The sequence below is a fragment of the Streptomyces sp. NBC_01016 genome (assembly GCF_026341035.1).
Classification (GTDB): domain Bacteria; phylum Actinomycetota; class Actinomycetes; order Streptomycetales; family Streptomycetaceae; genus Streptomyces.
Genome location: NZ_JAPEOQ010000001.1, coordinates 2647797 through 2671452, shown reverse-complemented (window position 1 = coordinate 2671452; position 23656 = coordinate 2647797). Strand labels below are relative to the sequence as shown.

22 protein-coding genes are annotated in these 23656 nt (G+C 70.8%); 6 read left to right on the top strand and 16 right to left on the bottom strand.

Going from position 1 to position 23656, the window contains the following annotated elements; genetic code table 11:
- Positions 1-16: 16 nt before the first annotated feature.
- The 3 genes from cimA to OG746_RS12445 all read right to left on the bottom strand — a co-directional run bounded on the left by cimA (position 17) and on the right by OG746_RS12445 (position 3978).
- Positions 17-1648, bottom strand: coding sequence for a citramalate synthase (cimA, locus tag OG746_RS12455; RefSeq protein WP_266714461.1), 1632 nt, complete (start codon positions 1646-1648; stop codon positions 17-19).
- 292 nt (positions 1649-1940) lie between these two features.
- Positions 1941-3365, bottom strand: coding sequence for a DHA2 family efflux MFS transporter permease subunit (locus OG746_RS12450; protein ID WP_266714459.1), 1425 nt, complete (start codon positions 3363-3365; stop codon positions 1941-1943).
- 13 nt (positions 3366-3378) lie between these two features.
- Positions 3379-3978 carry an NADPH-dependent FMN reductase gene (locus OG746_RS12445; RefSeq protein WP_266714457.1) on the bottom strand — a complete coding sequence of 200 codons (600 nt, stop codon included), beginning with the start codon at positions 3976-3978 and terminating at the stop codon, positions 3379-3381.
- A gap of 140 nt (positions 3979-4118) precedes the next feature.
- On the opposite strand from OG746_RS12445, the gene OG746_RS12440 reads away from it, so the two are divergent.
- Positions 4119-4865, top strand: a complete 747-nt coding sequence (locus tag OG746_RS12440; protein ID WP_266714455.1) for a TetR/AcrR family transcriptional regulator — start codon at positions 4119-4121, stop codon at positions 4863-4865.
- Positions 4866-4952: 87 nt separating this feature from the next.
- On the opposite strand, the gene OG746_RS12435 is transcribed toward OG746_RS12440, so the two are convergent.
- The 5 genes from OG746_RS12435 to OG746_RS12415 form a co-directional block, all read right to left on the bottom strand.
- Positions 4953-6275 carry an MFS transporter gene (locus OG746_RS12435; RefSeq protein WP_266714453.1) on the bottom strand — a complete coding sequence of 441 codons (1323 nt, stop codon included), beginning with the start codon at positions 6273-6275 and terminating at the stop codon, positions 4953-4955.
- 79 nt (positions 6276-6354) lie between these two features.
- Positions 6355-7320 carry a DUF2891 domain-containing protein gene (locus tag OG746_RS12430; RefSeq protein WP_266714451.1) on the bottom strand — a complete coding sequence of 322 codons (966 nt, stop codon included), beginning with the start codon at positions 7318-7320 and terminating at the stop codon, positions 6355-6357.
- Positions 7321-7435: 115 nt separating this feature from the next.
- Complete coding sequence (pcp, locus tag OG746_RS12425; protein ID WP_266714449.1) at positions 7436-8110, bottom strand: pyroglutamyl-peptidase I; 675 nt, start codon at positions 8108-8110, stop codon at positions 7436-7438.
- A gap of 9 nt (positions 8111-8119) precedes the next feature.
- Positions 8120-9079, bottom strand: coding sequence for a DUF979 domain-containing protein (locus OG746_RS12420; protein ID WP_266714447.1), 960 nt, complete (start codon positions 9077-9079; stop codon positions 8120-8122).
- Positions 9076-9837 (bottom strand): DUF969 domain-containing protein, encoded by a 762-nt coding sequence (locus tag OG746_RS12415; protein WP_266714445.1) that lies wholly within the window; start codon positions 9835-9837, stop codon positions 9076-9078. Before OG746_RS12415 ends, OG746_RS12420 begins: the two co-directional genes overlap by 4 nt.
- 172 nt (positions 9838-10009) lie before the next feature.
- Here OG746_RS12415 and OG746_RS12410 point away from each other — a divergent pair, with 172 nt between their 5' ends.
- The 3 genes from OG746_RS12410 to OG746_RS12400 are packed head-to-tail and all read left to right on the top strand — an operon-like array spanning position 10010 to position 12383.
- Positions 10010-10774, top strand: coding sequence for a LamB/YcsF family protein (locus OG746_RS12410; RefSeq protein ID WP_266714443.1), 765 nt, complete (start codon positions 10010-10012; stop codon positions 10772-10774).
- Positions 10771-11529, top strand: coding sequence for a 5-oxoprolinase subunit B family protein (locus OG746_RS12405; RefSeq protein ID WP_266714441.1), 759 nt, complete (start codon positions 10771-10773; stop codon positions 11527-11529). The genes OG746_RS12410 and OG746_RS12405 overlap by 4 nt, the downstream gene beginning before the upstream one ends.
- Positions 11526-12383: a 5-oxoprolinase subunit C family protein gene (locus tag OG746_RS12400; RefSeq protein WP_266714439.1), complete on the top strand. Its 858-nt coding sequence runs from the start codon at positions 11526-11528 to the stop codon at positions 12381-12383. Before OG746_RS12405 ends, OG746_RS12400 begins: the two co-directional genes overlap by 4 nt.
- Here OG746_RS12400 and OG746_RS12395 read toward each other — a convergent pair.
- The 4 genes from OG746_RS12395 to ureA form a co-directional block, all read right to left on the bottom strand.
- Positions 12380-12916, bottom strand: a complete 537-nt coding sequence (locus OG746_RS12395; protein ID WP_266718902.1) for a TetR/AcrR family transcriptional regulator — start codon at positions 12914-12916, stop codon at positions 12380-12382. The genes OG746_RS12400 and OG746_RS12395 overlap by 4 nt on opposite strands.
- Before the next feature lie 66 nt (positions 12917-12982).
- Positions 12983-14014, bottom strand: coding sequence for an agmatine deiminase family protein (locus OG746_RS12390; RefSeq protein ID WP_266714437.1), 1032 nt, complete (start codon positions 14012-14014; stop codon positions 12983-12985).
- 12 nt (positions 14015-14026) lie between these two features.
- Positions 14027-15739 (bottom strand): urease subunit alpha, encoded by a 1713-nt coding sequence (locus OG746_RS12385; protein WP_266714435.1) that lies wholly within the window; start codon positions 15737-15739, stop codon positions 14027-14029.
- Positions 15736-16431, bottom strand: coding sequence for an urease subunit gamma (gene ureA, locus OG746_RS12380; RefSeq protein WP_266714433.1), 696 nt, complete (start codon positions 16429-16431; stop codon positions 15736-15738). Before ureA ends, OG746_RS12385 begins: the two co-directional genes overlap by 4 nt.
- Positions 16432-16761: 330 nt before the next feature.
- Here ureA and OG746_RS12375 point away from each other — a divergent pair, with 330 nt between their 5' ends.
- A complete protein-coding gene (locus tag OG746_RS12375) occupies positions 16762-16968 on the top strand; it encodes a hypothetical protein (RefSeq protein WP_266714431.1) in 207 nt (68 codons plus the stop codon).
- Between the two features lie 77 nt (positions 16969-17045).
- On the opposite strand, the gene OG746_RS12370 is transcribed toward OG746_RS12375, so the two are convergent.
- Together OG746_RS12370 and OG746_RS12365 are read right to left on the bottom strand one after the other, a co-directional pair.
- Positions 17046-18134, bottom strand: coding sequence for a branched-chain amino acid aminotransferase (locus OG746_RS12370; RefSeq protein WP_266714429.1), 1089 nt, complete (start codon positions 18132-18134; stop codon positions 17046-17048).
- Positions 18135-18417: 283 nt separating this feature from the next.
- Complete coding sequence (locus tag OG746_RS12365) at positions 18418-19461, bottom strand: 3-isopropylmalate dehydrogenase (RefSeq protein ID WP_266714427.1); 1044 nt, start codon at positions 19459-19461, stop codon at positions 18418-18420.
- A gap of 128 nt (positions 19462-19589) precedes the next feature.
- Between OG746_RS12365 and OG746_RS12360 the strand changes: the two genes are divergently transcribed.
- Complete coding sequence (locus tag OG746_RS12360) at positions 19590-21170, top strand: purple acid phosphatase family protein (protein ID WP_266714425.1); 1581 nt, start codon at positions 19590-19592, stop codon at positions 21168-21170.
- A 6-nt stretch (positions 21171-21176) separates the two neighbouring features.
- Here OG746_RS12360 and OG746_RS12355 read toward each other — a convergent pair whose 3' ends face one another.
- Together OG746_RS12355 and OG746_RS12350 are read right to left on the bottom strand one after the other, a co-directional pair.
- Positions 21177-21320, bottom strand: a complete 144-nt coding sequence (locus OG746_RS12355) for a hypothetical protein (protein ID WP_266714423.1) — start codon at positions 21318-21320, stop codon at positions 21177-21179.
- A gap of 280 nt (positions 21321-21600) precedes the next feature.
- Positions 21601-23655: an ATP-binding protein gene (locus tag OG746_RS12350; RefSeq protein WP_266714421.1), complete on the bottom strand. Its 2055-nt coding sequence runs from the start codon at positions 23653-23655 to the stop codon at positions 21601-21603.
- Between the last annotated feature and the right edge of the window lies 1 nt (position 23656).

Sequence of the window (23656 nt, the reverse complement as noted above, 5' to 3'; positions counted from 1 at the left end):
CCACAAACGCGGGTGCTTACTCGACCGGTTCCACGCCCGCGCGCAGCAAACCGAAGGTGTAGGCGTCCTCCAGCGCGTCCCACGACGCCGCGATCACGTTCTCGGCGACGCCGACCGTGGACCACTCGCCGGTGCCGTCGGAGGTCGAGATGAGGACGCGGGTCGTGGAGGACGTGCCGTGCTTGCCCTCCAGGATGCGGACCTTGTAGTCGACCAGCTCCAGCTTCGCGAGCTGCGGGTAGATCCGCTCCAGGCCGACGCGGAGCGCGCGGTCGAGGGCGTTGACCGGGCCGTTGCCCTCCGCCGTGGCGACGATGCGCTCGCCCTTGGCCCACAGCTTCACCGTGGCCTCGTTGGCGTGGGAGCCGTCGGGGCGGTCCTCGACGATCGCGCGCCAGGACTCGACCTGGAAGTACTTGCGCTCCTTGCCCTCGACCTCGGCGCGCATGAGGAGTTCGAACGACGCGTCCGCGGCCTCGTACGTGTAGCCCTGGAGCTCGCGCTCCTTGACCCGCTCGACGACCCGGCCGACCAGCTCACGGTCGCCGCCGAGGTCGACGCCGAGCTCCTTGCCCTTGAGCTCGATGGAGGCGCGGCCCGCCATGTCGGAGACCAGCATCCGGATGTGGTTGCCGACGAGGTCCGGGTCGATGTGCTGGTACAGGTCCGGGTCGACCTTGATCGCGGAGGCGTGCAGGCCCGCCTTGTGGGCGAACGCCGAGACACCCACGTACGGCTGGTGCGTGGACGGGGTGAGGTTCACGACCTCGGCGATGGCGTGCGAGATACGGGTCATCTCGCGCAGCGAGCCCTCGGGGAGGACCTTCTTGCCGTACTTGAGCTCCAGGGCCGCGACGACCGGGAAGAGGTTGGAGTTGCCGACGCGCTCGCCGTAGCCGTTCGCCGTGCACTGGACGTGGGTCGCGCCCGCGTCCACCGCGGCGAGCGTGTTGGCGACGGCGCAGCCCGTGTCGTCCTGGGCGTGGATGCCGAGCCGGGCGCCGGTGTCGGCGAGGACGGTGGAGACGACCGCCTGGACCTGGGCGGGCAGGAAGCCGCCGTTGGTGTCGCAGAGGACGACGACGGAGGCGCCGGCCTCGTGCGCGGTCCGGACGACGGACTTCGCGTACTCGGCGTTGGCGCGGTAACCGTCGAAGAAGTGCTCGCAGTCGACGAAGACCCTGCGACCCTGCGCGACCAGGTACGAGACCGTGTCGCGGACCATCTCCAGGTTCTCTTCGAGGGTCGTGCGCAGGGCCAGTTCGACGTGCCGGTCGTGCGACTTGGCGACCAGGCAGACCACCGGGGCGCCGGACTCCAGAAGGGCCCGCACCTGCGGGTCCTCGCTCGCCTTGGCGTTCGCCCTGCGGGTGGCACCGAAGGCGACGAGCTGCGCGTGCTTGAAGTCGATCTCTTCCTGCGCGCGGGCGAAGAACTCCGTGTCGCGGGGGTTGGCACCGGGCCAGCCGCCCTCGATGAAGCCCACGCCGAAGTCGTCCAGGTGCCGTGCGATGGTCAGCTTGTCCGCGACGGTGAGGTTGATGCCCTCGCGCTGCGCGCCGTCGCGCAGCGTGGTGTCGAAGACGTGGAAGGAATCGTCGAGTTCAGTGGGCTGTGCACTGGGACGTTCACTGAGGCTGCTGCTCATGCTGATCTGGCTCCTGATGGGGATCTCGGTCTACCGGAATGACCGGCTCCACCGTCCATCTATGATCCCTCGCGCTCTCCGCCTGGCTATGGGTGGGCCAGAAACAGAAAAACCTCTCGCGGGTGCGAGAGGTCTGCGCGCGGGTCGAGGACGACGGTGTCCACCTGTACCGGGTCGTACGAGGTGGTCACTGCGGACCGGCGCGCCTGCTGCCAATAATGCTGGCGAACGAGAGCACGCCCGCAGTCTGCCACAGCCCGGCCGAGGGCCGGGCTGTGGTCTCACGATGCGGTCAGGCGGCCCCGCGGAGCGGCGCTTCCTGGACAAGGAGCGCCGCCGCGAAAGCCACCGCGCACAGCACTGCCGACCCGACCGCCACCCCGTGCAACCCGGCGACGATCCCCTCCGGGTCGGAGCCGCCGTGCGCCCGTTGGGCGAACACGGACCCGAGCACCGCCACGCCGAGCGAGCCTCCGACGGTCCGCAGCAGCGTCTGTGTCCCGCCGGCCGCGCCGATGTCACGGCGCTCGGCGCTGTTCATGGTGATCAGCAGGGAGGGCTGAAACAGGCACCCGAGGCCGATACCCAGGGCCAGGGGCAGGGCGGATGCCGCCCAGGTCGCCGTTTCGGTGCCCAGCAGGAGCAGAGCCAGGGCGCCCGCCGTCGCGAGAGCGCCGCCCGCGATCGGGTAGCGCCTGTAGCGGCCGCCGTTGCTCACCCGGCGCCCGATGGCCAGTTGGGCGCCCATCATGCCGAGCATCAGGGGAAGCAGCAGCAGCCCGCTGCCCGTCGACGACATGCCCCGTACGTGCTGCATGTACTGCGGCAGATAGGTGGCGGCCGCGATCATCGCCGCCCCCGCGGTGAAGGTCAGCACCTGCGCGACGCCGAAGTTGCGGTCGCGGAACAGCCGGGGCGGGATCACCGGCTCGGCCGCTCGCCGCTCCACCGCGACGAACCCTGCGAGGGCCGCGACCGAGACCAGTGCGAGCGCCGCGATCTGCGGCGACATCCAGGCGTACGTCACCCCGGCCCAGGACGACAGCAGCGTCAGGGCGAGGATCGCGGCGGTGAGCAGCGCGGCGCCCGCGAGGTCGACCCGTGCCCGTACCCGCTCCGTACGCACCCGTACGCCCGCCCCGACGATGGCGAGGGTGACGGCCCCGACGGGCACATTGACGTAGAACGCCCACCGCCAGTTCAGCTGGTCCGTGAGGAAGCCGCCGAGCAGCGGCCCGCCGATCATCGCGGCGGGCAGCAGCACGCCGATGACGGACTGCGAGCGGCCCGCCTCGGCCGGGCCGAGCAGTGTCCCCACGAGCGAGAGCGCGCCCACGAACAGGCCACCCGCGCCGATGCCCTGGACCGCCCGGAAGGCGATCAACTGCCCGATGTCCTGGGCGAGTCCGCACAGGACGGACCCGGCGAGGAAGATGACGATCGAGGTGAGATAGCTGCCCTTGCGGCCGTAGAGGTCGCCGATCTTGCCCCAGAGCGGGGTGGTGACGGCCGTGGCGAGAAGATAGGCGGTCACCACCCAGGACAGATGATCCAGGCCACCGAGGTCGTCGACGATGACGGGCAGGGCCGTGCCGACGATCGTGCCGTCCAGCGTGGCGAGCACGATGCCGAGCAGCAGGCCCGCGATCACGATCCGGGAGGGCGCGCCCGTCGTGTCGGCACTCGGACCGGCCGTGGTGGTCAGGTTCGTGGCCATGACGCTCGCCCGCTCAAGCCGCGTACGGACGAACGGACTTGGCGTCACGCAGCGCATGCGCCCACCACGTCAGCTGGTCGAGCATCGCCTTCGCGGCGGCGTCCACGGCCGGATCGTCGACGCGCCCCTCCGCGTCGAAGGCGCCCCACGCATTGTGGAAGCTGACCGTGTTGCGGATGGTCGTGGCGTGCAACTCGGCCATCACTACGCGGAGTTGCTCGACCGCGCGGAGACCGCCGGACAGGCCGCCGTACGAGACGAAGGCGACCGGCTTGCCGTGCCACTCCTGGTTGTGCCAGTCGATCGCGTTCTTCAGGGACGCGGGGAAGCTGTGGTTGTACTCGGGCGTGACGAAGACGAACGCGTCGGCGGCCGCGAGGCGCGGCGTGACGAGAGCGAGCGCCTCCTTCGCGCCCGGCGGCGGCTCCTGGCCGAAAGCGGGCAGCACGGTCGGCAGGGGGGTCTCGGCGAGGTCGACGACATCGGCGCGCAGATCGGCGCGCTGGCCGAGCTGTCCGGCGAGCCAGCGCGTGACGACCGGAGCGAACCGGCCCTCGCGGGTGGAGCCGATCAGGACGGCGACGCGGAGCGGGCTGGAGCTGTGCGTAGACATGAAGGATCCCCCTGCTTGCGGATGAGTTTGTGTACGACGTATCCGATGGCGTACAACGTACACATCAATGTGTACGGCGTCTACTGGGGATACGCTGTACACGAACGCAGGCGAGGGTGGGATCGGGAGGAGCCGGGGTCGTGGCAGCAGAGAAGAAGACCGGGGACGCGGAGAGCCGGCTCGTCGAGCCCTCGCTCTGGGAGCGGCTGGAGCGGCCCGCGCCCACGCGGCGCGCCTCGCTGACCCTCGACCGGATCGCCGCGGCGGCCGTGGAGCTGGCGGACGAGGAGGGCGGCGACGCCGTCACCATGCGCCGTCTCGCCACCAGGCTCGGTGTCGCACCCATGGCCGCGTATCGGCACGTCTCCGGCAAGGAGGACCTGTGGGCGCTGATGTTCGACCGGGTCTCGGGCGAGCTGACCGTGCCCGACGACGTGACCGACTGGCGCGAGGTATTGCGCTCCTTCGCCTTGCAGACAAGGGAGTTGATGCTCCGCCACCCCTGGCTGGGACAGACGCCGCTACCGGTCGTCCAGCTCACTCCGGCGCGGATGGCCGTGGCGGAGCGGCAGTTGAGGGCGCTGGACGGCCGCGATCTCGACGCCGACTCGATGATGGCGGCGTTCCGTTCGGTCAGCGCGTTCGTCCACGGCGCGACACAGGTCGAGATCGCGCTGGGCCAGTACAAGCGCGAACACGGCTGGGAGAGCGGGGTCGAGACCCGGCAGGCACTCGCCCCGCAGATGAACCACCTGATGGGCAGCGGCCGTTACCCGACCTATAGGGAGTACGCCATGTCGGCGACCCGCAAGGACGACCCTGCCTGGGAGTTCGAGTTCGGCCTCGACTGCGTGCTCGACGGGATCGCGCGACGGCTCGGCATCTGACGCCCGCCCCCGCACGAGAAGAAGCCCCGGCCCCTCCTGGTCGCAGGAGGGGCCGGGGCGCCTTGATCTAGGGGGTTCAGGGCCTGGTCAGGCGACCTGCTTGGCCGTTTCCGTGGTGGTTTCCTCGGACTTGACCCGGTTCAGGTCGATGTCACGGGTCTCGCGCATCGACAGGTAGACGATCAGCGAGACGGCCGCGCACCCGGCGACGTACCAGTAGTAGCCGGACTCGATGCCCGCGTCCTTGAACCAGAGCGCCACGTATTCGGCGGTGCCGCCGAACAGCGCGTTGGCGATGGCGTACGGGAGGGCGACGCCGAGGGCGCGGATGCCCGTCGGGAACAGCTCGGCCTTCACGCAGGCGTTGATGGACGTGTAGCCCGTCACGATGACGAGGGCCAGCAGGGAGAGGCCGAGGGCCGGCCAGAACGAACCCGCGTGCTGGAGCAACGTCATGATCGGGACCGTCAGGAAGGTCGAGCCGATCGCGAAGGTGATCAGGAGCGGGCGGCGGCCGATCCGGTCGGAGAGCGCACCGGCGACCGGCTGAAGGCAGGCGAAGACGACGAGCGCGCAGAACGAGACGAGCGTGGCCGTCTCCTTGCTCAGGCCCGCCGAGTTGGACAGGTACTTCGTCAGGTACGTCGTGTACGTGTAGTACGCGACGGTGCCGCCCATGGTCAGCGCGATGACCAGGAACGCCTCGCGCTTGTGCGCCCACAGCGCCTTGATGGTGCCCTTGTCGTCGCCGCCCACGGTGGCGTCGGCGTCGGCCGACTCCTCGTAGACGTCGGTCTCCAGCATGTTGCGGCGCAGGTAGAAGATGATCGCCGCGCCGAGGGCGCCGATGATGAACGGGATGCGCCAGCCCCAGCTGTGCAGGGCCTCGTCGGACATCGTGCGCTGGAGCAGGATCTGCAGGCCGAGGCCGACGATCTGGCCCGCCGTCATCGACACGTACTGGAAGCTGGAGGCGAAGCCGCGCTTCTCCGGGCTGGACGCCTCGGTGAGGTATGTGGCGCTGGCCGCGTACTCGCCGCCGACCGAAAGTCCCTGGAGCAGGCGGGCGATCAGCAGGACCACGGCGCCGCCGTAGCCGGCCACGCCGTACGTCGGCGCGACGGCGATGAGGACCGCCGACGCCGACATCAGGCTGACCGTGAGGGTCAGCGCCGCCTTGCGGCCCTTGCGGTCACCGACCCGGCCGAGCAGCCAGCCGCCCACGGGGCGCATGAAGAAGCCGACGGCGAAGATGCCGGCGGTGTTCATCAGCTGGGCGGTCGGGTTGCCGCTCGGGAAGAAGGATCCCGCGAAGTACGTCGCGAAGCTCGCGTATACGAACCAGTCGAACCACTCGACCATGTTCCCGGCCGATCCGACCAGGACCTTCTTCCATTGTTCTCGTCCCATGATCGGCACGATGCGGGAATCGTCATGCTCAGGGCAAGGGCACCCGGGCAACGATCACGCTTACTTGCGTTCATAGTGTTCACGCACGGGATTCACGGGCCAGTTCGGCGAACGTCGCGAGCCAGTGGTCGGTCGTGAAGTCGCCGCTCTCGACGGCCGGGAGACCGGCGTCGAGGTGTTCCTGTGCGGCCTTCGTGAGCCGCTCGCGTACGACTCCCTGGGGCAGGGCGTCCGCGATCGTGCGCAGGGCGGCGGCGCGGGAGAGCGCGAGGCCGAGGAGGTGGCCGATCTGCGGGTCGCTGTGGTCGGAGACGACGGGTACGTCGAGCAGCGGGCAGGGGGCGTCGGTGGCGAGGGCCGGGAGGAAGCGGTCGAGCCAGGTGGCGAAGTCGTCGGCGTTCTCGAATACGCGGCGCATCGCGTCGGCCTCCGTCAGGGCCGGTGACAGGAAGTCCTGGCCGGACGGCTCCCAGTGGGCGGGCGCGTCGTGGTCGTCGGCGAACCAGGTGCGCAGGCGGTCGCGTACGGCGTCGAGCGTTCGGGCGGGCAGCCCGGAGCGCTCCCCCGTGTCGAGGATCAGGCCGAGGGCGAAGGCGCTGTTGGGGTGGTTGCCGTGGCGTACGGGATACGTGGCCTTCGGGAGCCAGTCCGTGAGGAGGCGGTCGACCGCGTCCACGGCGGGGGCGAAGGCGTCGGCCCAGCGGGTGCCGTGGCACTCGGCCGCGAGCGCGACGAGCCAGGCCCAGCCGTAGGGGCGCTCGAAACTCGGGCGGGCGAGGAGGTATTCGGCTTCCCGGGCGAGGTTCTCGCGCGTGAGGTGGCGGTCCAGTACGTCGGCGTGGGCGTGGGCCTCCGGCCGGGTCCGGAGCAGCAGCCAGTGCATGTGGACCGACGAGTGCCAGTCGTAGGCGCCGTAGAAGGCGGGGTGGAGGTCGCTGGGGCGGGGGCGGTCGTCCGGGGAGGTGGTGAGGTGGGCGGTGAAGTTGGGGTATTCGCGAGTGACGTTGGCTGCCGCCAGTTGGGCGGTTTCGTCCGGGGTGAGCATGGCGTGTTCCTTCGGTGGGGCGGGGTGCGGGCGGGTGCCCGTGGGCGTGCGTGTTCGTTGCCGGGTGCGGTGCTGCTTTGGGTTGCGTTTGCGCAGTTCCCCGCGCCCCTGGGGACTAGTGCGTTGCGCCCTCGGTTACCTGGAGGTCGTCGTGGGTCGTTGCTGCGGTGAGCAGCATTGCTCGGATACCCGTGGCCACCGTCTCGATCGGGAGGGACGGGGACGTGCCGTTCGTGACCTGGGCTGGGGACCACGGGACGTGAACGAAGCCGCCCCGGATGTGCGGGAGTTCCGTGGCGATGAGGTGCCCGAGGCCGTACGCGATGTGGTTGCAGACGAACGTTCCGGCCGTGTTGGAGAGTGCCGCCGGGACACCTGCCTCCCTCATCGCCGCGACGCATGCCTTCACCGGGAGCGTGGAGAAGTAGGCCGCGGGGCCGCCCGGCACCACCGGTACGTCGATCGGCTGGGCGCCGGCGTTGTCGGGGATGCGGGCGTCGTCGACGTTGATGGCCACCCGCTCGACGGTGACGCCGGGGCGGCCGCCCGCCTGGCCGAGGCAGACGACCAGGTCGGGCTCCACCTCGGCGACCGCGGAGCGCAGTGCCGTCAGCGATTCGCCGAAGACGCACGGGAGTTGGACCGCCGTGACGGCCAGGCCCGGTGGTGGCGTGGCGGCGACCGCCTCCGCCACCTGCCACGACGGGTTCGCGGACTCCCCACCGAACGGTTCGAACCCGGTGAGCAGAACGCGAGGCGTCGCCCCGGAGACCCCTGAGTACCCCGACATACAGACCTCCTAGAACGCGAAGAGCGCCATGATCACGATGTTGCAGCCGAGGAGCGCGAAGCCCGTCGGGAGTTGCGCCTTGATCGGCCCGTACTGGTCCTTCAGTTCAAGGAGCGTCGCCGGGACGATGTTGAAGTTGGCCGCCATGGGCGTGACGAGCGTGCCGCTGAAGCCCGCGAGCATGCCGATCGCGAGGACCGCCGCCTCGTTGCCGCCCATCTGTTGGATGAGCACCGGCCAGCCGATCGCCGCCGTCATGACGGGGAACGCGGCGAACGCGTTGCCCATGATCACGGTGAACAGGAACATGCCGACGCAGTACGCGATCACTGCCAGGTACTTGGAGTTGTCCGGCAGCACGGCGTCGGTGATCTTCCCGACCTGGGTGCCGACGCCGGCGACCGCGAAGATCGAGCCGAGGACGGAGAGGAGCTGCGGCAGCAGCAGCGCCGAGCCCATCGCCTCCAGCATCGAGCGGCCGGAGTGGATCGGCGTCGACACCTTGCGCTCGCCGGTGACCAGCATCCCGACGACGAGCGCCACCAGGCAGCCGACGCCGAGCCCGAGGAGGGTGGCCTGGCCGGTCTCGAAGAGGCCCGATTCGTCGAGGAAGGAGGCGCAGATGATGGCGACCAGCGGGATGGTGAGCGCCGGGATGAAGAGCTTGTTGCCGAGGCGGGCCGCCGACTTCTCACGCTGCTCCTGCGTGGTGGTGACCGGTTCGCCCTTGCCGATGAAGTTGAACCCGGCCAGCGCGATCAGTGCGAGGACCGCGACGCCGAGGGGTTCGGCGGGCAGCGCCTTCGAGCCGCCCGCGACCCCGGTGCCGTAGGGGAAGGTCAGTCCGAGCAGCCCCCAGAAGGCGGCCGACGTCCAGCGCTTGGGGTTGGTCCGGTCCTTCGCCATCTGCACGGCCATGACGACGAAGACGAGACCGATCAGCCAGTAGAGCCATTCGACCTTGATCACTTCGTGGTCTCCTTCCCGGACTTCCCGGACTTCCCGGACTCACCCGACGACTGCTTCGGCAGCGGGATCTCGTGTTCGGCGACGGCGAGCGCCATCTCGCGCTCCAGCTGCTTGTCGAGGAGCAGCAGCCGGGCGCCGTGGATGACGAAGGCGCAGACGGCCAGCGGGATCGCCCACAGTGCGAGCTGGGTGGGCTCGAGGTGCTCGTGGTACGTCGAGTTCACAAAGCCGGTGATCAGAAGGATCGAGCCGATCGCGATGAAGCAGTCCTCACCGAAGAAGACGCCGACGGTGTCGGCGGACGCCGAGTAGGAGCGGACCTTTTCGCGCATCTTGTCCGGTAGCACGGCCCCCGACTTCCGTTCGGCGGCGGCCTCTGCCATCGGCGCGACGAGCGGGCGCACCGCCTGGGCGGGGCCGCCGAGGTTGTTGAGGCCGAAGGCTGCGGTGACCTGGCGGACCAGCAGATACGCGGTGAGGAAGCGGCCGGCGCTGAGCTTGCCGAGTTTCCCGATCAGGGTGCGGGCCTGCTCGCGCAGGCCGTAGCGCTCCAGAAGGCCGATCACCGGCAGCACGATGGCGAAGACGGTGACGGAGCGGCTGTCGGCGAAGGAGGTGCCGAAGGCGGCGAGGATCTCCAGCGGGTTCATCTTGCCGAGCAGCCCGGTGACGATGCCGGCGACGCCGACCACGAGGACGGGATTGCGGCGCGTGACGAATCCGAGGATCACCACGAGCACGCCGAGCAGAACGATCATGCGGCGGCCTTTTCGATGAGGGACGCACTTATGGATGAGAGATGCACGGACCTTAGGGGATCGTTCAACGATCTAACAAGAGGTTCCGGAATTCGGACGTCCGGGCAGGCTTCCCAGGGCGCGAGAATCTCGACCCTTGTCGGATCGTTGAACGATCCTCTACGTTGAGTTCGTGATCCAGGACGTCATCGACCTCAATGCCGACCTCGGTGAAGGCTTCGGCCGGTGGACCCTCACCGACGACGAGGCCCTGCTCTCCGTGGTGACCAGTGCCAACGTCGCCTGCGGCTTCCACGCCGGCGATCCCTCCGTGATGCGCCGGGTCTGCGATCTGGCCGCCGAGCGCGGCGTCCGGATCGGGGCGCAGGTCTCGTACCGGGACCTCGCCGGGTTCGGGCGGCGCGCGATGGACGTACCGCCGGACGAGCTGGCGGCCGAAGTGGCTTACCAGATCGGGGCGCTCAGGGTGTTCGCGGAGGCGGCCGGGGCCGAGGTCTCGTACGTGAAGCCGCACGGGGCGCTGTACAACCGGACCGTGCGTGACGGAGAGCAGGCCCGCGCGGTCGTCGAGGGGGTGCGGCTCGCCGGTGGCACGCTGCCCGTGCTGGGGCTTCCCGGGTCTCAACTGCTGCGTGCCGCTGAGGAGTTGGGGCTTGCGCCGGTGCGGGAGGCCTTTGCCGATCGGGCCTATACCCCCGAGGGCACGCTCGTGCCGCGCCGCGAGCCGCACGCCGTCGTCGAGGACGCGGACGCCGTGGTGCGCCGGTCCGTCGCGTTCGCGGTGGACGGCGGGGTCGAGGCGGTCGACGGGTCCCATGTCGCCGTCGCCGCGCGGTCGTTGTGCGTACACGGTGACACCCCCGGCGCGGCGGCGATCGCGGCGCGGGTCCGGGTGGCGCTCGAGGGCGCCGGGGTCAAGGTCGGGGCGTTCACGTGAGTCTGCGCGTACGGACTGCCGGGCGGCATGCGCTGCTGGTGGAGTTCGCCGACGCCGAGCACGCGGGGGCGTTCCACGCGGAGGTGCTGCGCAGGCGGGGCGCGGGGGTGCTGCCGCCGGTGCGGGAGATCGTGCCGGGGGCGCGGACGGTGCTGCTCGACGGGGTGGCGGAGCGGGATGCGCTCGCGCGCCAATTGGGCGAGTGGGACGTGCCGTTGGGCGTCGTGGCGGACGGGGACGTCGTGACGATTCCTGTCGTGTACGACGGGCCGGATCTGGCCGAGGTGGCGAAGCTGTGGGGGGTGTCCGAGGAGGACGTCGCCGCGCGGCACGCCTCATACACGTATCGCGTGGCGTTCTGCGGGTTCGCGCCGGGGTTCGGGTATCTGGCGGGGTTGCCGGAGGAGTTGCATGTGCCGAGGCGGGCGACGCCGCGTACGAAGGTCCCTGCCGGGGCGGTAGCGGTTGCCGGGGGCTACTCGGCCGTGTATCCGCGGGCCACGCCCGGGGGGTGGCAGTTGATCGGGTCGATGCCGGATCCCTCAGGGTTGTGGGATCCGTTGCGGGAGTCCGCGGCGTTGCTGTCGCCTGGGACCCGGGTTCGTTTCGCTCCGGCGGGGTTGACGACTCGGGGCTCCGCCCCGGACCCCGCTGGCTCTCGTCCCAAAGCGGAGCTTGATTTGCCTGCTGCACCGGGGGCCGCCCTGCGCGAATCGCAGGGGCCCGATGTCCCGGAATCGGAGCTTGGGCGATGACCGGGAAGATCACCGTCGTTCGGGGCGGGGCGCTCACCACCGTGCAGGATCTTGGGCGGGTCGGGTATGCGCATCTGGGGGTTCCCCGGTCGGGGGCGCTCGATGCGGATGCCGTGCGGCTCGCCAATCGGCTGGTCGGGAACCCGGAGGGTGCCGCCGTACTGGAGACGACCCTCACCGGGTGTGCGTTGCGGCCCGACCGTGGCGTCACGGTTGTCGTGGGTGGCGCGCCCTGCCCGGTCACCGTTGATGGCGCGCCCGTGGCCTGGGGCGTCCCCGTGTACGTACCCGCCGGGGCCGTCCTCGACGTGGGGGCCGTCAGTGCCGGTGTGCGGTCCTACGTCGCCGTCGCCGGAGGGGTCGCCGTCGAGGCCGTGCTCGGGAGTCGGGCCACCGATCTGCTGTCGGGGCTCGGGCCCGCGCCGCTCCGCGCGGGGGACGTGCTGCCCGTCGGCGAGGCGCCCGCCGCGCGGCCCGTGCTGCCGGTGGCCGCGCCGTGGCCCGCTCCCCCGGCCGAGCTCGTGCTGCCGGTGCGGTTCGGGCCGCGCGCGGACTGGTTCACCGAGGCTGCGCGGCGGACCTTCGTCACCGCCACGTACACCGTCTCGGGCAACAGCAACCGGATTGGCCTGCGTACCGAAGGGCCCGCCCTGGAGCGGGAGTTGGACGGTGAGCTACCCAGCGAGGGCATGGTACTGGGTGCGGTGCAGGTGCCGCCGGACGGGCGGCCCGTGGTGTTCCTCCACGACCATCCGACGACCGGTGGCTATCCGGTGATCGCCGTCGTGGAGGAGGCCGCGCTCGCGGCGGCGGCCCAGGCCGCGCCCGGGACGCCGCTGCGTTTCACCGTCTAGGGCAGTAGACCCTCGTCGAGGAACTCCCGTACGTGGCCCATGACTTGCTCCCGGTCCGCGCGCAGGCCGATCGCCACCGCGATGGAGAAGCCGTCGAGCAGTGCCCGCAGGCGGGTGGCGAAGCGGTCCGGGTCGAGCGCCCCGAACTCTCCGCGTGAGATGCCCTCGGCCAGCAGTGCCACGAGGTCGCGGTGCCACGCTCCCTCGATGGCGGCCTGGCGGGCGCGCGCGTCGTCGTCGGCGCCCCGCGAGCGGTTGAACACCTCCAGCCACAGCGTCCAGTGCGGGTCGCGCGGCGCGTCCGGGACGTACAGGTCGACGTACGCGTCGAGCCGGGCACGCGCACTGGATCCGCGGACCAGCAACTCCCGGCGTCGCGCGCCCAGTCGGCCCTCGCTCCACTCCAAGGTGCGCAGCAGCAGTTCGTCCTTGCTGCCGAAGTGGTACGCGACGTGCCCGCTGCTCATGCCGACCTCGCGGCCGAGCGCGGCCAGCGTCAGCCGCTCCAGGCCGTGCTCGGCGATCATCGCCATGGTCGCGGCGAGCACGTCCTCGCGCGGCGGCGCCGGTGTGCGCCGCCGCTGTGTCCCGGTCACCGTTCAGGCTCCCGCGCGCGGCTGCTGCTGGGTGATGCAGTGGATGCCGCCGCCCGCCGCGAAGATCGTGCGGGCGTCGACGAGGGTGACCGTCCGGGACGGGAAGAGCCTGCGGAAGATCGCCGCGGCCTCCTCGTCGTTCGGGTCGTCGAAGCCGCACAGGACCACGCCGTCGTTGCAGAGGTAGTGGTTGATGTACGAGTAGTCGACCCAGCCGCCGTCCTCCTCGTCCGTGAGTACGGTCGGGGCCGGGACCTCGACGATCTCCAGGGGCCTGCCCTGTGCGTCGGTCTGCCCGGACAGTACGCCGATGATCTCGCGGCTGACCTCGAAGTCCGGGTGCGCCGGGTCCCGCTGCGAGTGGACGAGGACGACGCCGGGCGCCGCGAAGGCCGCCACGATGTCGACGTGTCCACGCGTGCCGAACTCGCCGTAGTCCGCGGAGAGTCCGCGCGGCAGCCAGATCGCCTTGGACGTGCCGATCCGGGCGTGGATCTCGGCCTCGACGTCCTCCTTCGCGCGGCCCCCGTTGCGGTCGGGGTCGAGCTGGACCGTCTCCGTCAGCAGCACCGTGCCCTCGCCGTCGACGTGGATGCCGCCGCCCTCGTTGACGAGCGCGGTGGAGTGCACCGGTGTGCCCGCGAGGTCGGCGACATGCCGGGCGATCTTGGAGTCGTGCTCCCAGCGGGCCCAGTCCTGGGCGCCCCAGCCGTTGAACGTCCAGTCCACGGCGGCCAGTTCACCGGTTTCGCCGTGCTTGACGAACGTGGGGCCGATGTCGCGCATCCACGCGTCGTCCAGCTCTCGTTCGGCCAGGTCCACGGACGGGTCGAGGAGCGCCTTCGCGGACTCCAGCTGCCCCGGTCCGACGACCATCGTCACCGGCTCGTACCGGCGCACCGTGTTCGCGACACCCGCCCACGCGGCCCGCGCCCCGGCCAGTTCGCTCTCGTCGGAGAAGGTCGGGTTGGGGCCCGGCCACGCCATCCACGTGCGCTCGTGCGGGGCCCACTCGGGCGGCATCACATACGTCATGAGCTTGATCCCTTACAGGAAGTAGAGGCGGTTGAGGGAGACGGACTCGGCCGGTTCGGAGCGGAGCGGGTCGCCGTCGAGGGTGACGAGGCCCGTGCGCTGGTCCACGTCGACCGCTCCCGTACGGGAGTTGAGGCGCAGATCGGCCGGGCCGATGCCGCGCGTGCCGCGCACGGCGACGCGGCGCCTGCGGGTGGGCATCGTGTCGTGGCCGTCGTCGACGGCGGCCTGCGCGACGAAGGCGACCGACAGCTCGGCGGCCGTCGCTCCGTACGCCCCGAACTGCGGGCCGAGGACGAGGGGTTCGCAGGTGTCGGTGGCGGCGTTGGGGTCGCCCACCACCCCGTACGCGGGGAAGCCGGACTTCAGGACGAGCTGCGGCTTCGCGCCGAAGTACTCGGGGCGCCACAGCACGATGTCGGCCATCTTGCCGGGCTCGAGGGAGCCGATCTCGTGCGAGAGGCCGTGCGCGATGGCGGGGTTGATGGTCAACTTCGCCATGTAGCGCAGGACGCGCTCGTTGTCGTGACCGACGCCCGGGTCGCCGAGCTCGCCCTTCATCTTCCCGGCCATCGCGAACGTCCGGCGAACGGTCTCCCCCGCGCGCCCCATGCCCTGCGCGTCCGATGACGTGATGCCGATGGCGCCCAGGTCGTGCAGCACGTCCTCGGCGCCCATCGTCCCGGCGCGGATCCGGTCGCGGGCCATCGCGGCGTCGCCGGGCAGGTCCGTCTTCAGGTCGTGGACGGAGACGATCATCCCGTAGTGCTCGGCGACGGCGTCCCGGCCGAACGGGAGGGTGGGGTTGGTGGAGGACCCGATGACGTTCGGAACTCCCGCCATTTTCAACACATTTGGCACGTGGCCGCCGCCGCAGCCCTCGATGTGGAAGGCGTGGATGGTCCGCCCTTCGAGGACCTTGAGCGTGTCCTCGACCGACAGACACTCGTTCAACCCGTCGCTGTGCAGGGCGACTTGGACGTCGTACTCCTCGGCGACGCGCAGCGCCGTGTCCAGGGCGCGGGTGTGCGCGCCCATGTCCTCGTGCACCTTGAACCCGCAGGCGCCGCCCTCGGCGAGCGCCTCGACCAGCGGGGCACCGTCGGAGGACGAACCCCGGCCCAGGAAGCCGATGTTGACGGGCCAGGCGTCGAAGGCCGAGAACGCGTGCTTGAGCGCCCACGGCGAGTTGACCCCGACGCCCCAGACCGGGCCGAACTCCTGGCCGATGATCGTGGTGACGCCGGAGGCGAGCGAGGCCTCCATGATGCGCGGCGACAGCAGGTGCACGTGGGTGTCGACGGCTCCGGCGGTGGCGATCATGCCCTCGCCGGACACGATCGTGGTGCCCGTGCCGACGACGACGTCGACGCCGTCCATCGTGTCCGGATTGCCGGCCCGCCCGACGGCGTGAATGCGGCCCTCGCGGATCCCGATGGAGACCTTCCTGATCCCGAGCGCGGCGTCGATCACCACGACGTTGCTGATCACGATGTCGCAGGTGTCGCGGACGGCGGCGGCCTTCAGGTGCAGCCCGTCGCGCGCGGTCTTGCCGAACCCGGCGAGGAACTCGTCCCCGTACGCCTGAGAGTCGGACTCGACCTTGATGGTCAGCCCCGAGTCCCCGAGCCGGACGCGGTCACCGGCGCGCGGGCCGTGCGTCCCCGCGTACTCGTACGGGGTCAGTCGGCGGGCTTCGGCGGCGTGGCCTCCGGGGCGGCTCATCGACCCTCCTTCTCGGTCTTGGCACCCAGATATCCGCACGCGGCGGCGCGGCGCAGCGCCTCCTCGCGGGCGCCGGGCGCGTCCAGCGGGCCGTCGACGAGGCCCGCGAACCCGATGGCGACCCGGGCCCCGCCGATCGGCAGCAGCCCGACGTCCTGGGTCTCCCCCGGCCCGAACCGCACCGACGACCCCGCGGGCACCGCGAGCCGCATCCCGTAGGCCTTGTCCCGTACGAAGTCCAGGCGCGGGTTGACCTCGAAGAAGTGGAAGTGGGAGGTGACGGAGACCGGGACGGTCGCCGTGTTGGTGACGGTGAGCGTCAGCTCGGGCCGCGGGTCCTCGTGCTCGGGCCCTGGCAGCAGCGCGCCGGGCGCCGCGTCCCCCTCGCCCCCGCCGATCGGGTCACTCACGACCGCGAGCCGCGAGCCGTCGTCGAAGACCGCCTCCACGTGCACCTCGGTCACCACATCGGCGACGCCCGGCAGCACGTCCTCGGGCCCGAGCGCGGACCGCGCCGCCTCGATCGCCTCGGCGAGCCGCTTCCCGTCGCGGGCCGCCTCGCAGACGGTGTCCGCGATCAGGGCGGTCGCCTCCGGCACGTTGAGCCGCAGGCCGCGGCCCTTGCGGGCCCGCGCGAGCTCGGCGGCACCGAACAGCAGCAGCCGGTCGCGTTCCGTGGGGGTCAGTCTCACGCCGTCACGCCTCCTCGTCGTTCTTAGAACGCCACTCTAAACGTTGACGCCGCACGTGGGCAGCCCTGGGCGCGCTCCATGAGTCGATACACATAGAGCGCAGCTCTAAACCAGACGCCCCCACCGCCCCTTCCCGTCCCGTCCCCGGGGGCTTCGCCCCCGGACCCCCACGGGCTCTCGTCCAAGAGCGGGGCTTGATTTATCAAGCTCCGCCGGCGATTGAGGCGGCCCGTCCGGCAGGACTTTCGGGAAGGGGCGGGGTGGGGGAACAGGAACGTGTGGGAGGCTCCCTGCCACCGGGCAGGGACCTCACGGGGAGGCAGGACACGCATGACGGACACCACCGGAGCCGGAGGCTCCACCAGATCCGCGGCCAGGACGAACGTGATCCGCGCGGCCAAGTACACCGGCGCCGCACTCCTGCGCTGCGCACAGGTTCTGCTCATCGTTCTCGGCGCGCTGGGACAGGCCATGAAGAAGGGGAAGGGCTCCGGCTGGTCGGGGAGCCGGTCAAGCAGTTCCGACGGCGGGGACTGAGCGGGCCCCGGACATGCGTCGGCCCCCGCCCCGCGAGCACGCGGGACGGGGGCCGATCTTCGTACACCTGACGCGGACTAGCCCAGCTCGTGCATCCAGCCGTGCTTGTCCTCCGCCTTGCCGCGCTGGATGTCCAGGAGCGCGTTGCGCAGCTTCATCGTGACCTCGCCGGCCTCGCCGCCGGACTGGGTCCACTCGGCGCTCGCGCGCTTGACCGTGCCGACGGGCGTGATGACGGCGGCGGTGCCGCACGCGAAGACCTCGGTCAGCTCGCCGGACTCGGTGGCGGCCTGCCACTCGTCGATGGAGATGCGGCGCTCCTCCGACTCGTAGCCGAGGTCGCGGGCGACCTGGAGGAGCGAGTCACGGGTGACGCCCGCGAGCAGCGAACCGGTCAGGGTCGGCGTGACGATCTTGTTGCCGTACACGAAGTACAGGTTCATGCCGCCCAGCTCCTCGACCCACTTGTGCTCGACGGCGTCGAGGTAGGCGACCTGGTCGCAGCCCTTGGCGGCGGCCTCGGCCTGCGCGAGCAGGGACGCCGCGTAGTTGCCGCCGGTCTTGGCGTCGCCGACGCCGCCGGGGACGGCGCGCACGCGGTCCTCGGAGAGCCAGATGGAGACGGGCTTCACTCCGCCGGAGAAGTACGCGCCGGCGGGCGAGGCGATGACGATGAAGAGGTACTCGTTCGCGGGCTTCACGCCCAGGCCGATCTCGGTCGCGATCATGAACGGGCGCAGGTAGAGGGACTCCTCGCCGCCGTGCGCGGGCACCCAGTCCTTGTCCTGCTGGACGAGCAGGTCGCAGGCCTCGACGAAGGTCTCGACCGGCAGCTCGGGCATGCCGAGGCGCCAGGCGGAGTGCTGGAAGCGCTTGGCGTTCATGTCGGGGCGGAAGGTGGCGACAGTGCCGTCGGGCTGACGGTAGGCCTTGAGGCCCTCGAAGATCTCCTGCGCGTAGTGCAGGACGTTCGTGGCCGGGTCGAGGGAGAGCGGTCCGTAGGGCACCAGCTGCCCGTCGTGCCAGCCCCGCCCCTCGGTCCACTTGACCGTCACCATGTGATCGGTGAAGTGGCGGCCGAATCCCGGGCTGGCCAGGATCTCCTCGCGCTGCGCGGCGGACAGCGGGGTGGCGGTGGGCTTGAGCTCGATCGTGGGCGTCGTCATGGTTGCGTGTCCTTCACCGTTGGTTGTGACGGACCGCGTTCACGTATGCACTCCCAGGTCCGCAGGACAGGGAGGCGCGTCCGAGCTTCCACGTACATCGCGGCCCCACGTTCGATTATCGCGCGAGGCGGGGTGTGCTCGAAACGGACCCGGTGAGTACGGATGCGTAAAGCGGCCCATGGGTTGATGGTCGCACCCCAGGGGCCGCACAGGAACAGCCGCCGGGCGCGGTGTGCGACCCGGCGGCTGCTGCTGTTTTCAGCAGTACGAGATGAGCGCCGGGTCAGCCGGCTACTACTCGGGCGACGAGGGCGTCACCGATCTCGTCGGTGCTGCGCACGGAGTCGCCGCGCTCGCCGAGGTCCGCGGAGACCGCGGTCTCGATGCGCGCGGCCTCGGCCTCGTAGCCGAGGTGACGCAGGAGGAGGGCGACCGAGAGGATCGTGGCGCTCGGGTCGGCCTTGCCCTGGCCCGCGATGTCCGGGGCCGAGCCGTGCACGGGCTCGAACATGGACGGGAACTCGCGGCTCGGGTTGATGTTCCCGGAGGCCGCGACGCCGATGCCGCCGGAGACGGCCGCGGCGAGGTCGGTGATGATGTCGCCGAAGAGGTTGTCGGTGACGATCACGTCGAAGCGGGCCGGGTCGGTGACGAGGTAGATCGTCGCGGCGTCGACGTGGATGTAGTCGGTGGTGACCTCGGGGAACTCCTTGGCCACCTTGTTGAAGATGTTCGTCCACAGGTGGCCCGCGAAGGTCAGCACGTTGTTCTTGTGGACCAGCGTGAGCTTCTTGCGGGGGCGGGCCTGGGCGCGGGCGAAGGCGTCACGGACCACGCGCTCCACACCGAAGGCGGTGTTGACGGAGACCTCGGTGGCGACCTCGTGCTCGGTGCCCTTGCGGATCGTGCCGCCGTTGCCCGTGTACGGACCCTCGGTGCCCTCACGGACGACGACGAAGTCGATGTCCGGCTCGCCCGCGAGCGGGGTCGAAACACCCGGAAGGAGCTTCGACGGACGCAGGTTGACGTGGTGGTCGAACGCGAAGCGGAGCTTGAGCAGGAAGCCGCGCTCCAGGACGCCGGACGGCACCGACGGGTCGCCGATGGCGCCGAGCAGGATCGCGTCGTGCTTCTTGAGCGAGTCGAGGTCGGCGTCGGTGAGGGTCTCACCGGAGGCGTGGTAGCGCTTGGCGCCGAAGTCGTAGTCCTCGGTCTCCAGCTTCACATCCTGCGGAAGGACGGCGGAGAGGACCTTGAGACCCTGGGCCACGACCTCCTGGCCGATACCGTCACCGGGGATCACTGCGAGATTGATGCTGCGAGACATGCGAGCACCGTACTCCTCGTCCCATGGGATGACACGCGGTGTCCATGATGTGGACGTCCGCGCGATCGCCGCTTTTTGTTCACCCGTATGTATGGCGGGAGTTGGAAGTTACTGGGAAGTTCCCCTTCATGACCACCGCTCCTGACACCCCCAATGTCGGCATCCCCGAACACCTCGCCCGGCGCCTGAGCATGCCCGAGCAACACGAGTACCTGCGGAAGAAGTTCAGCAGGCGCCGCGCCCTGACGGGGGCCGCGGCCTCCATGGGCGGGGCCGCGCTGCTCGGCGGCGGCTCGGCGACGGGCGCGTACGCGGCGCCGCTGCTCCCGGCGCGGGCGGCCGCGGCGCAGGTGGACGGCTCCCTCGTGGCCCCCTTCGGCCGGCACCTCGCCTTCGGCGCCGATCCGAAGACGCAGATGCGGATCTCGTGGCAGGTGCCGTTCGCGGTCGGGAACCCGTATCTGCGGGTGGGGTCGAAGCCCTGGGAGCTGAGCCGGAAGATCCCGGCGGAGGTGCGCACCCTGCACACGCCGTCCCTGTCGAAGAAGCTCCCCGAGGTCGAGCAGCTCTATCTGCACGCGGCGCTCGACAACCTCAGGCCCGGCACGACGTACTACTACGGCGTCGGCCACGACGGCTTCGACCCGGCGGACGCGGAGCGCCTGGGCACCCTCGGCACCTTCCGTACGGCGCCGGCCGCCCCGGAGTCGTTCGTCTTCACGGCCTTCGGCGACCAGGGCGTCAGCTACGACGCGCTCGCCAACGACCAGGTGATCCTCGGCCAGAACCCGTCCTTCCACCTGCACGCGGGCGACATCTGCTACGCCGACAGCAGCGGCCACGGCAAGGAATCGGACACGTACGACGCCCGTGTGTGGGACCAGTTCCTCGCGCAGACGGAGACGGTCGCCAAGTCGGTGCCGTGGATGGTGACGACCGGGAACCACGACATGGAGGCCTGGTACTCGCCCAACGGGTACGGCGGGCAGAGCGCCCGCTGGTCGCTGCCCGACAACGGCCCCGACCCGGACAGGGCGCCCGGCGTCTACTCCTTCACGTACGGCGGTGTCGGTGTGGTCGCGCTCGACGCGAACGACGTCTCGTACGAGATCCCCGCCAACAAGGGCTACCTGGACGGGAAGCAGACCGCCTGGCTCGACAAGCGGCTCGGTGAGCTGCGGGCGCGGGACGACATCGAGTTCGTGGTCGTCTTCTTCCACCACTGCGCGTACTCGACGTCGACGCACGCCTCGGACGGCGGGGTGCGCGACGCGTGGGTGCCGCTGTTCGCCAAGCACCAGGTGGATCTGGTGATCAACGGGCACAACCACGTCTACGAGCGCACGGACGCGATCAAGGGCACGGGGAACGGGGAGGTCGGCAAGCCGGTGCCGGTCGGCGCGTCGACCGATCCGACGCGCGACGGCATCGTGTACGTCACCGCGGGCGGCGCCGGCAAGGACCTCTACAGCTTCGGGCCGGGCGTGCCGGACAGCTACGAAGGCGACGTGCACGACCGGGAGTCGATCGTCACCTTCCACTGGACGAAGTCACGCCTGCCCGACCCGGACACCGTGGAGTGGTCCCGGGTGCGGTACACCGGCTTCTCGTTCCTCGCGGTGGAGGTGGAGAAGGGCCGGATGAAGGTGTCGGCGCTGGCCGAGACCGGCGAGCGCATCGACCACTTCGAGGTGAAGAGGGGGTCCTGAGGCGGCTCAGTGACCTGTCTCGCCGCCGTTGTCCCTGCGGTCCAGCGCGCGCTGGAGGGCGGCGGCCGCGGTCCTGGCGGCCTGGCGGTCGGCTTCGCTCGACGGGGAGACGTGACGGACTCGGCGGCGGACGGGCGTCGCAGTGGCCATGAGGGATCGACTCCTTGAGATCCGTGGGAATCCTCGCGCGCCATGTGCGCAAGGGGATTTCGAGGCGCCGGAAGGGCGGGAAGCAGGAGCTGCAGGGGTTGCCTGCCAGGTGCTCCGGCTCGCGGCCGCCATTCGCCGGATCGGGCGAGTCGTTCGGCTTCTACAAAGCTAGGACAGGTCTCTGCTTCTGTCTCCACAATTACTCGGACTTCCTACTATCTGAGACGGGGCCCACCTCTCCAGTCCCATCGGCACCATCGGTCCCCCCAGTCCCAGGGCGTCAGTGGGCCCGCATCGGCTCCTGCGTCCGCCCCAGGGCCAGCGCGACCACCTCTTCGAGGCCCAGCCCGCCGCCCCGCTCGAACGCCGCCTCGTACCCCTGGTCGCCGAGGGTCTCGCGGGCGAGCGCGACGGCGGTGTCGTGCGGCGCGTTGAAGTACACGGAGCCGAACAGGGGCAGGCCCACCCGGTCCCAGATCCGGCGCGCGGCGCCCTGCAGCACGGCCGCCTGCTCGCAGTCGCCGCGCGAGGCCCACAGCAGGGCGATGACCTCGACGGGCAGCACGACCCCGACCAGGTCGCGGAACTCGTAGTTGATGACCAGGCAGTCGCCGGCCAGGCGCGTCGCCTCCTCGCTGCGGCCCCCGGCCCAGGCGGCGAAGGCGAGGACGTAGAGGGCGTAGGCCTTCGCCCAGCGTTCGCCGTGCTCCTCGCAGGTGGCGCGGGCCTCCTCGCACAGCGGGACGGCCGCCGCCAGGTCGCCCTGGAACGCGAGGGCCATGGCCAGCTCGATGCGGGCCATCATGACGTTGCTGTCGAGCTCGCCGAGCTCGGCGTAGCTGGCCAGGGACGCCCTGAAGTACCGCTCCGCCGTGGCGTGTTGGTCGCGCATCAGCGCGGCGCACCCCAGACGGTGGGTGGCGTACGCGTACGCCGCGTCGTCATCGGCGCGCAGGGATTCGGCCCGGCACTCGGTGAGCATGACCGCCGCGGGCCGCGCGTCCCCCTGGAGGATGGCGATGTAGCCGCCGACCCACAGCGCCTTGAGCCGCTCCGGGTGCGGCCCCGGGACCGCGGCGAGCGCGCGGTCCACCCAGTAGCGGCCGTCGCTGAGGAGCCCGCAGCCGACCCAGTAGAACCAGAGCGTCCCTGCGAGCCGCGCCCCGGCCCGTTCGTGGCCCGGTGTCGACAGGGCGAAGTCGAGTGCGGCGAGGAGCTGTGCGTGCGCGCGCCGGGTGGTGCGGAACACGGCGGTCTGGCCAGGACCGAACCACACCGCCTCGCCCTGCACGGCGAACTCCTGGCACCAGGCGAGATGGCGGGCGCGCACGCGCTGCTCCTCGCCGAGCCGCCGCAGCCACTCGGCGCCGTAGCCCCGGACGGTGTCGAGCTGCCTGAACTTCTCGCCGTCGGAGCCGTCCTCGCGTACGAGCAGGGACTTCTCCACGAGTCCCAGGAGCAGGGGGCCGATGGCCGAGCGCTCCAGGGCGGCGTCGGCGCACACCTTCTCCGCGGCTCCCCGGGAGAAGCTGCCGGCGAAGACGGAGAGGCGGGCCCAGAGCAACCGCTCGGCGGGCAGGCAGAGTTCGTGGCTCCAGCCGATGGTCGTACGCAGCGTGCTGTGCCGGCCGGTGTACTCCGGCTCGTCGCGGACGAGCTGGAAGCGGTCCTCCAGGAGGGCGAGGAGTTCCTCGGTCTCCTCGCCGCGCAGCCGTCCCGCGGCGAGTTCGATCGCGAGCGGAATGCCGTCGAGGCGCGCGCAGATGCGCTCCACGACCGGCCTGGTGCGGGCGGTGAGCCGGAACTCCGGGTGGGCGGCGTGGGCGCGCTGCATGAAGAGCCGCACCGCGTCGGGCGCGACGGACATCGGCGCGACGGCGAAGATCTCCTCCCCCGACAGGCCGAGGGGCTGCCTGCTGGTGGCGAGGATGTGCAGCCCGGGGGCCGCGGCGAGGAGCCGCGCGGCGAGCTCCGCGCAGGCCCCGATGAGGTGTTCGCAGGTGTCGAGGACGAGCAGCAGGTGCTTGTCGGCGAGGTGCCCGGTGAGCACCTCGTGCTGGGGCCGGGTCGTGTGGTCGGTGGCGTGCAGTGCCGTGGTGACCGCGTGCACGAGCAGTTCGGGGTCCTGGAGTTCGTGGAGCTCGACGCACCAGGCGCCGTCGGCGAACCCGTCCGCCACGTCGGCCGCGGCACGCAGGGCGAGGCGGGTCTTGCCGATCCCCCCGAGGCCGGTCACCGTCACCAGCCGGGAGCGCGCACTCAGTTGTCGCAACAGGTCGAGTTCGCGGCGGCGTCCGATGAAAGGGGTGTGCTCCGTCGGCAGCTGGTGGGCCACG

Bases quoted from the DNA above. Each gene is read 5' to 3' on its own strand.
- OG746_RS12370 (WP_266714429.1), bottom strand. From the start codon at position 18,134: ATGACGACGCCCACGATCGAGCTCAAGCCCACCGCCACCCCGCTGTCC.
- pcp (WP_266714449.1), bottom strand. From the start codon at position 8,110: ATGTCGGGGTACTCAGGGGTCTCCGGGGCGACGCCTCGCGTTCTGCTC.
- OG746_RS12385 (WP_266714435.1), bottom strand. From the start codon at position 15,739: ATGAGCCGCCCCGGAGGCCACGCCGCCGAAGCCCGCCGACTGACCCCG.
- OG746_RS12360 (WP_266714425.1), top strand. From the start codon at position 19,590: ATGACCACCGCTCCTGACACCCCCAATGTCGGCATCCCCGAACACCTC.
- OG746_RS12430 (WP_266714451.1), bottom strand. From the start codon at position 7,320: ATGCTCACCCCGGACGAAACCGCCCAACTGGCGGCAGCCAACGTCACT.
- cimA (WP_266714461.1), bottom strand. From the start codon at position 1,648: ATGAGCAGCAGCCTCAGTGAACGTCCCAGTGCACAGCCCACTGAACTC.
- OG746_RS12395 (WP_266718902.1), bottom strand. From the start codon at position 12,916: ATGGCGATGATCGCCGAGCACGGCCTGGAGCGGCTGACGCTGGCCGCG.
- OG746_RS12355 (WP_266714423.1), bottom strand. From the start codon at position 21,320: ATGGCCACTGCGACGCCCGTCCGCCGCCGAGTCCGTCACGTCTCCCCG.
- OG746_RS12365 (WP_266714427.1), bottom strand. From the start codon at position 19,461: ATGTCTCGCAGCATCAATCTCGCAGTGATCCCCGGTGACGGTATCGGC.
- OG746_RS12390 (WP_266714437.1), bottom strand. From the start codon at position 14,014: ATGACGTATGTGATGCCGCCCGAGTGGGCCCCGCACGAGCGCACGTGG.
- OG746_RS12415 (WP_266714445.1), bottom strand. From the start codon at position 9,837: ATGATCGTTCTGCTCGGCGTGCTCGTGGTGATCCTCGGATTCGTCACG.
- OG746_RS12450 (WP_266714459.1), bottom strand. From the start codon at position 3,365: ATGGCCACGAACCTGACCACCACGGCCGGTCCGAGTGCCGACACGACG.
- OG746_RS12435 (WP_266714453.1), bottom strand. From the start codon at position 6,275: ATGGGACGAGAACAATGGAAGAAGGTCCTGGTCGGATCGGCCGGGAAC.
- OG746_RS12375 (WP_266714431.1), top strand. From the start codon at position 16,762: ATGACGGACACCACCGGAGCCGGAGGCTCCACCAGATCCGCGGCCAGG.
- OG746_RS12445 (WP_266714457.1), bottom strand. From the start codon at position 3,978: ATGTCTACGCACAGCTCCAGCCCGCTCCGCGTCGCCGTCCTGATCGGC.
- OG746_RS12400 (WP_266714439.1), top strand. From the start codon at position 11,526: ATGACCGGGAAGATCACCGTCGTTCGGGGCGGGGCGCTCACCACCGTG.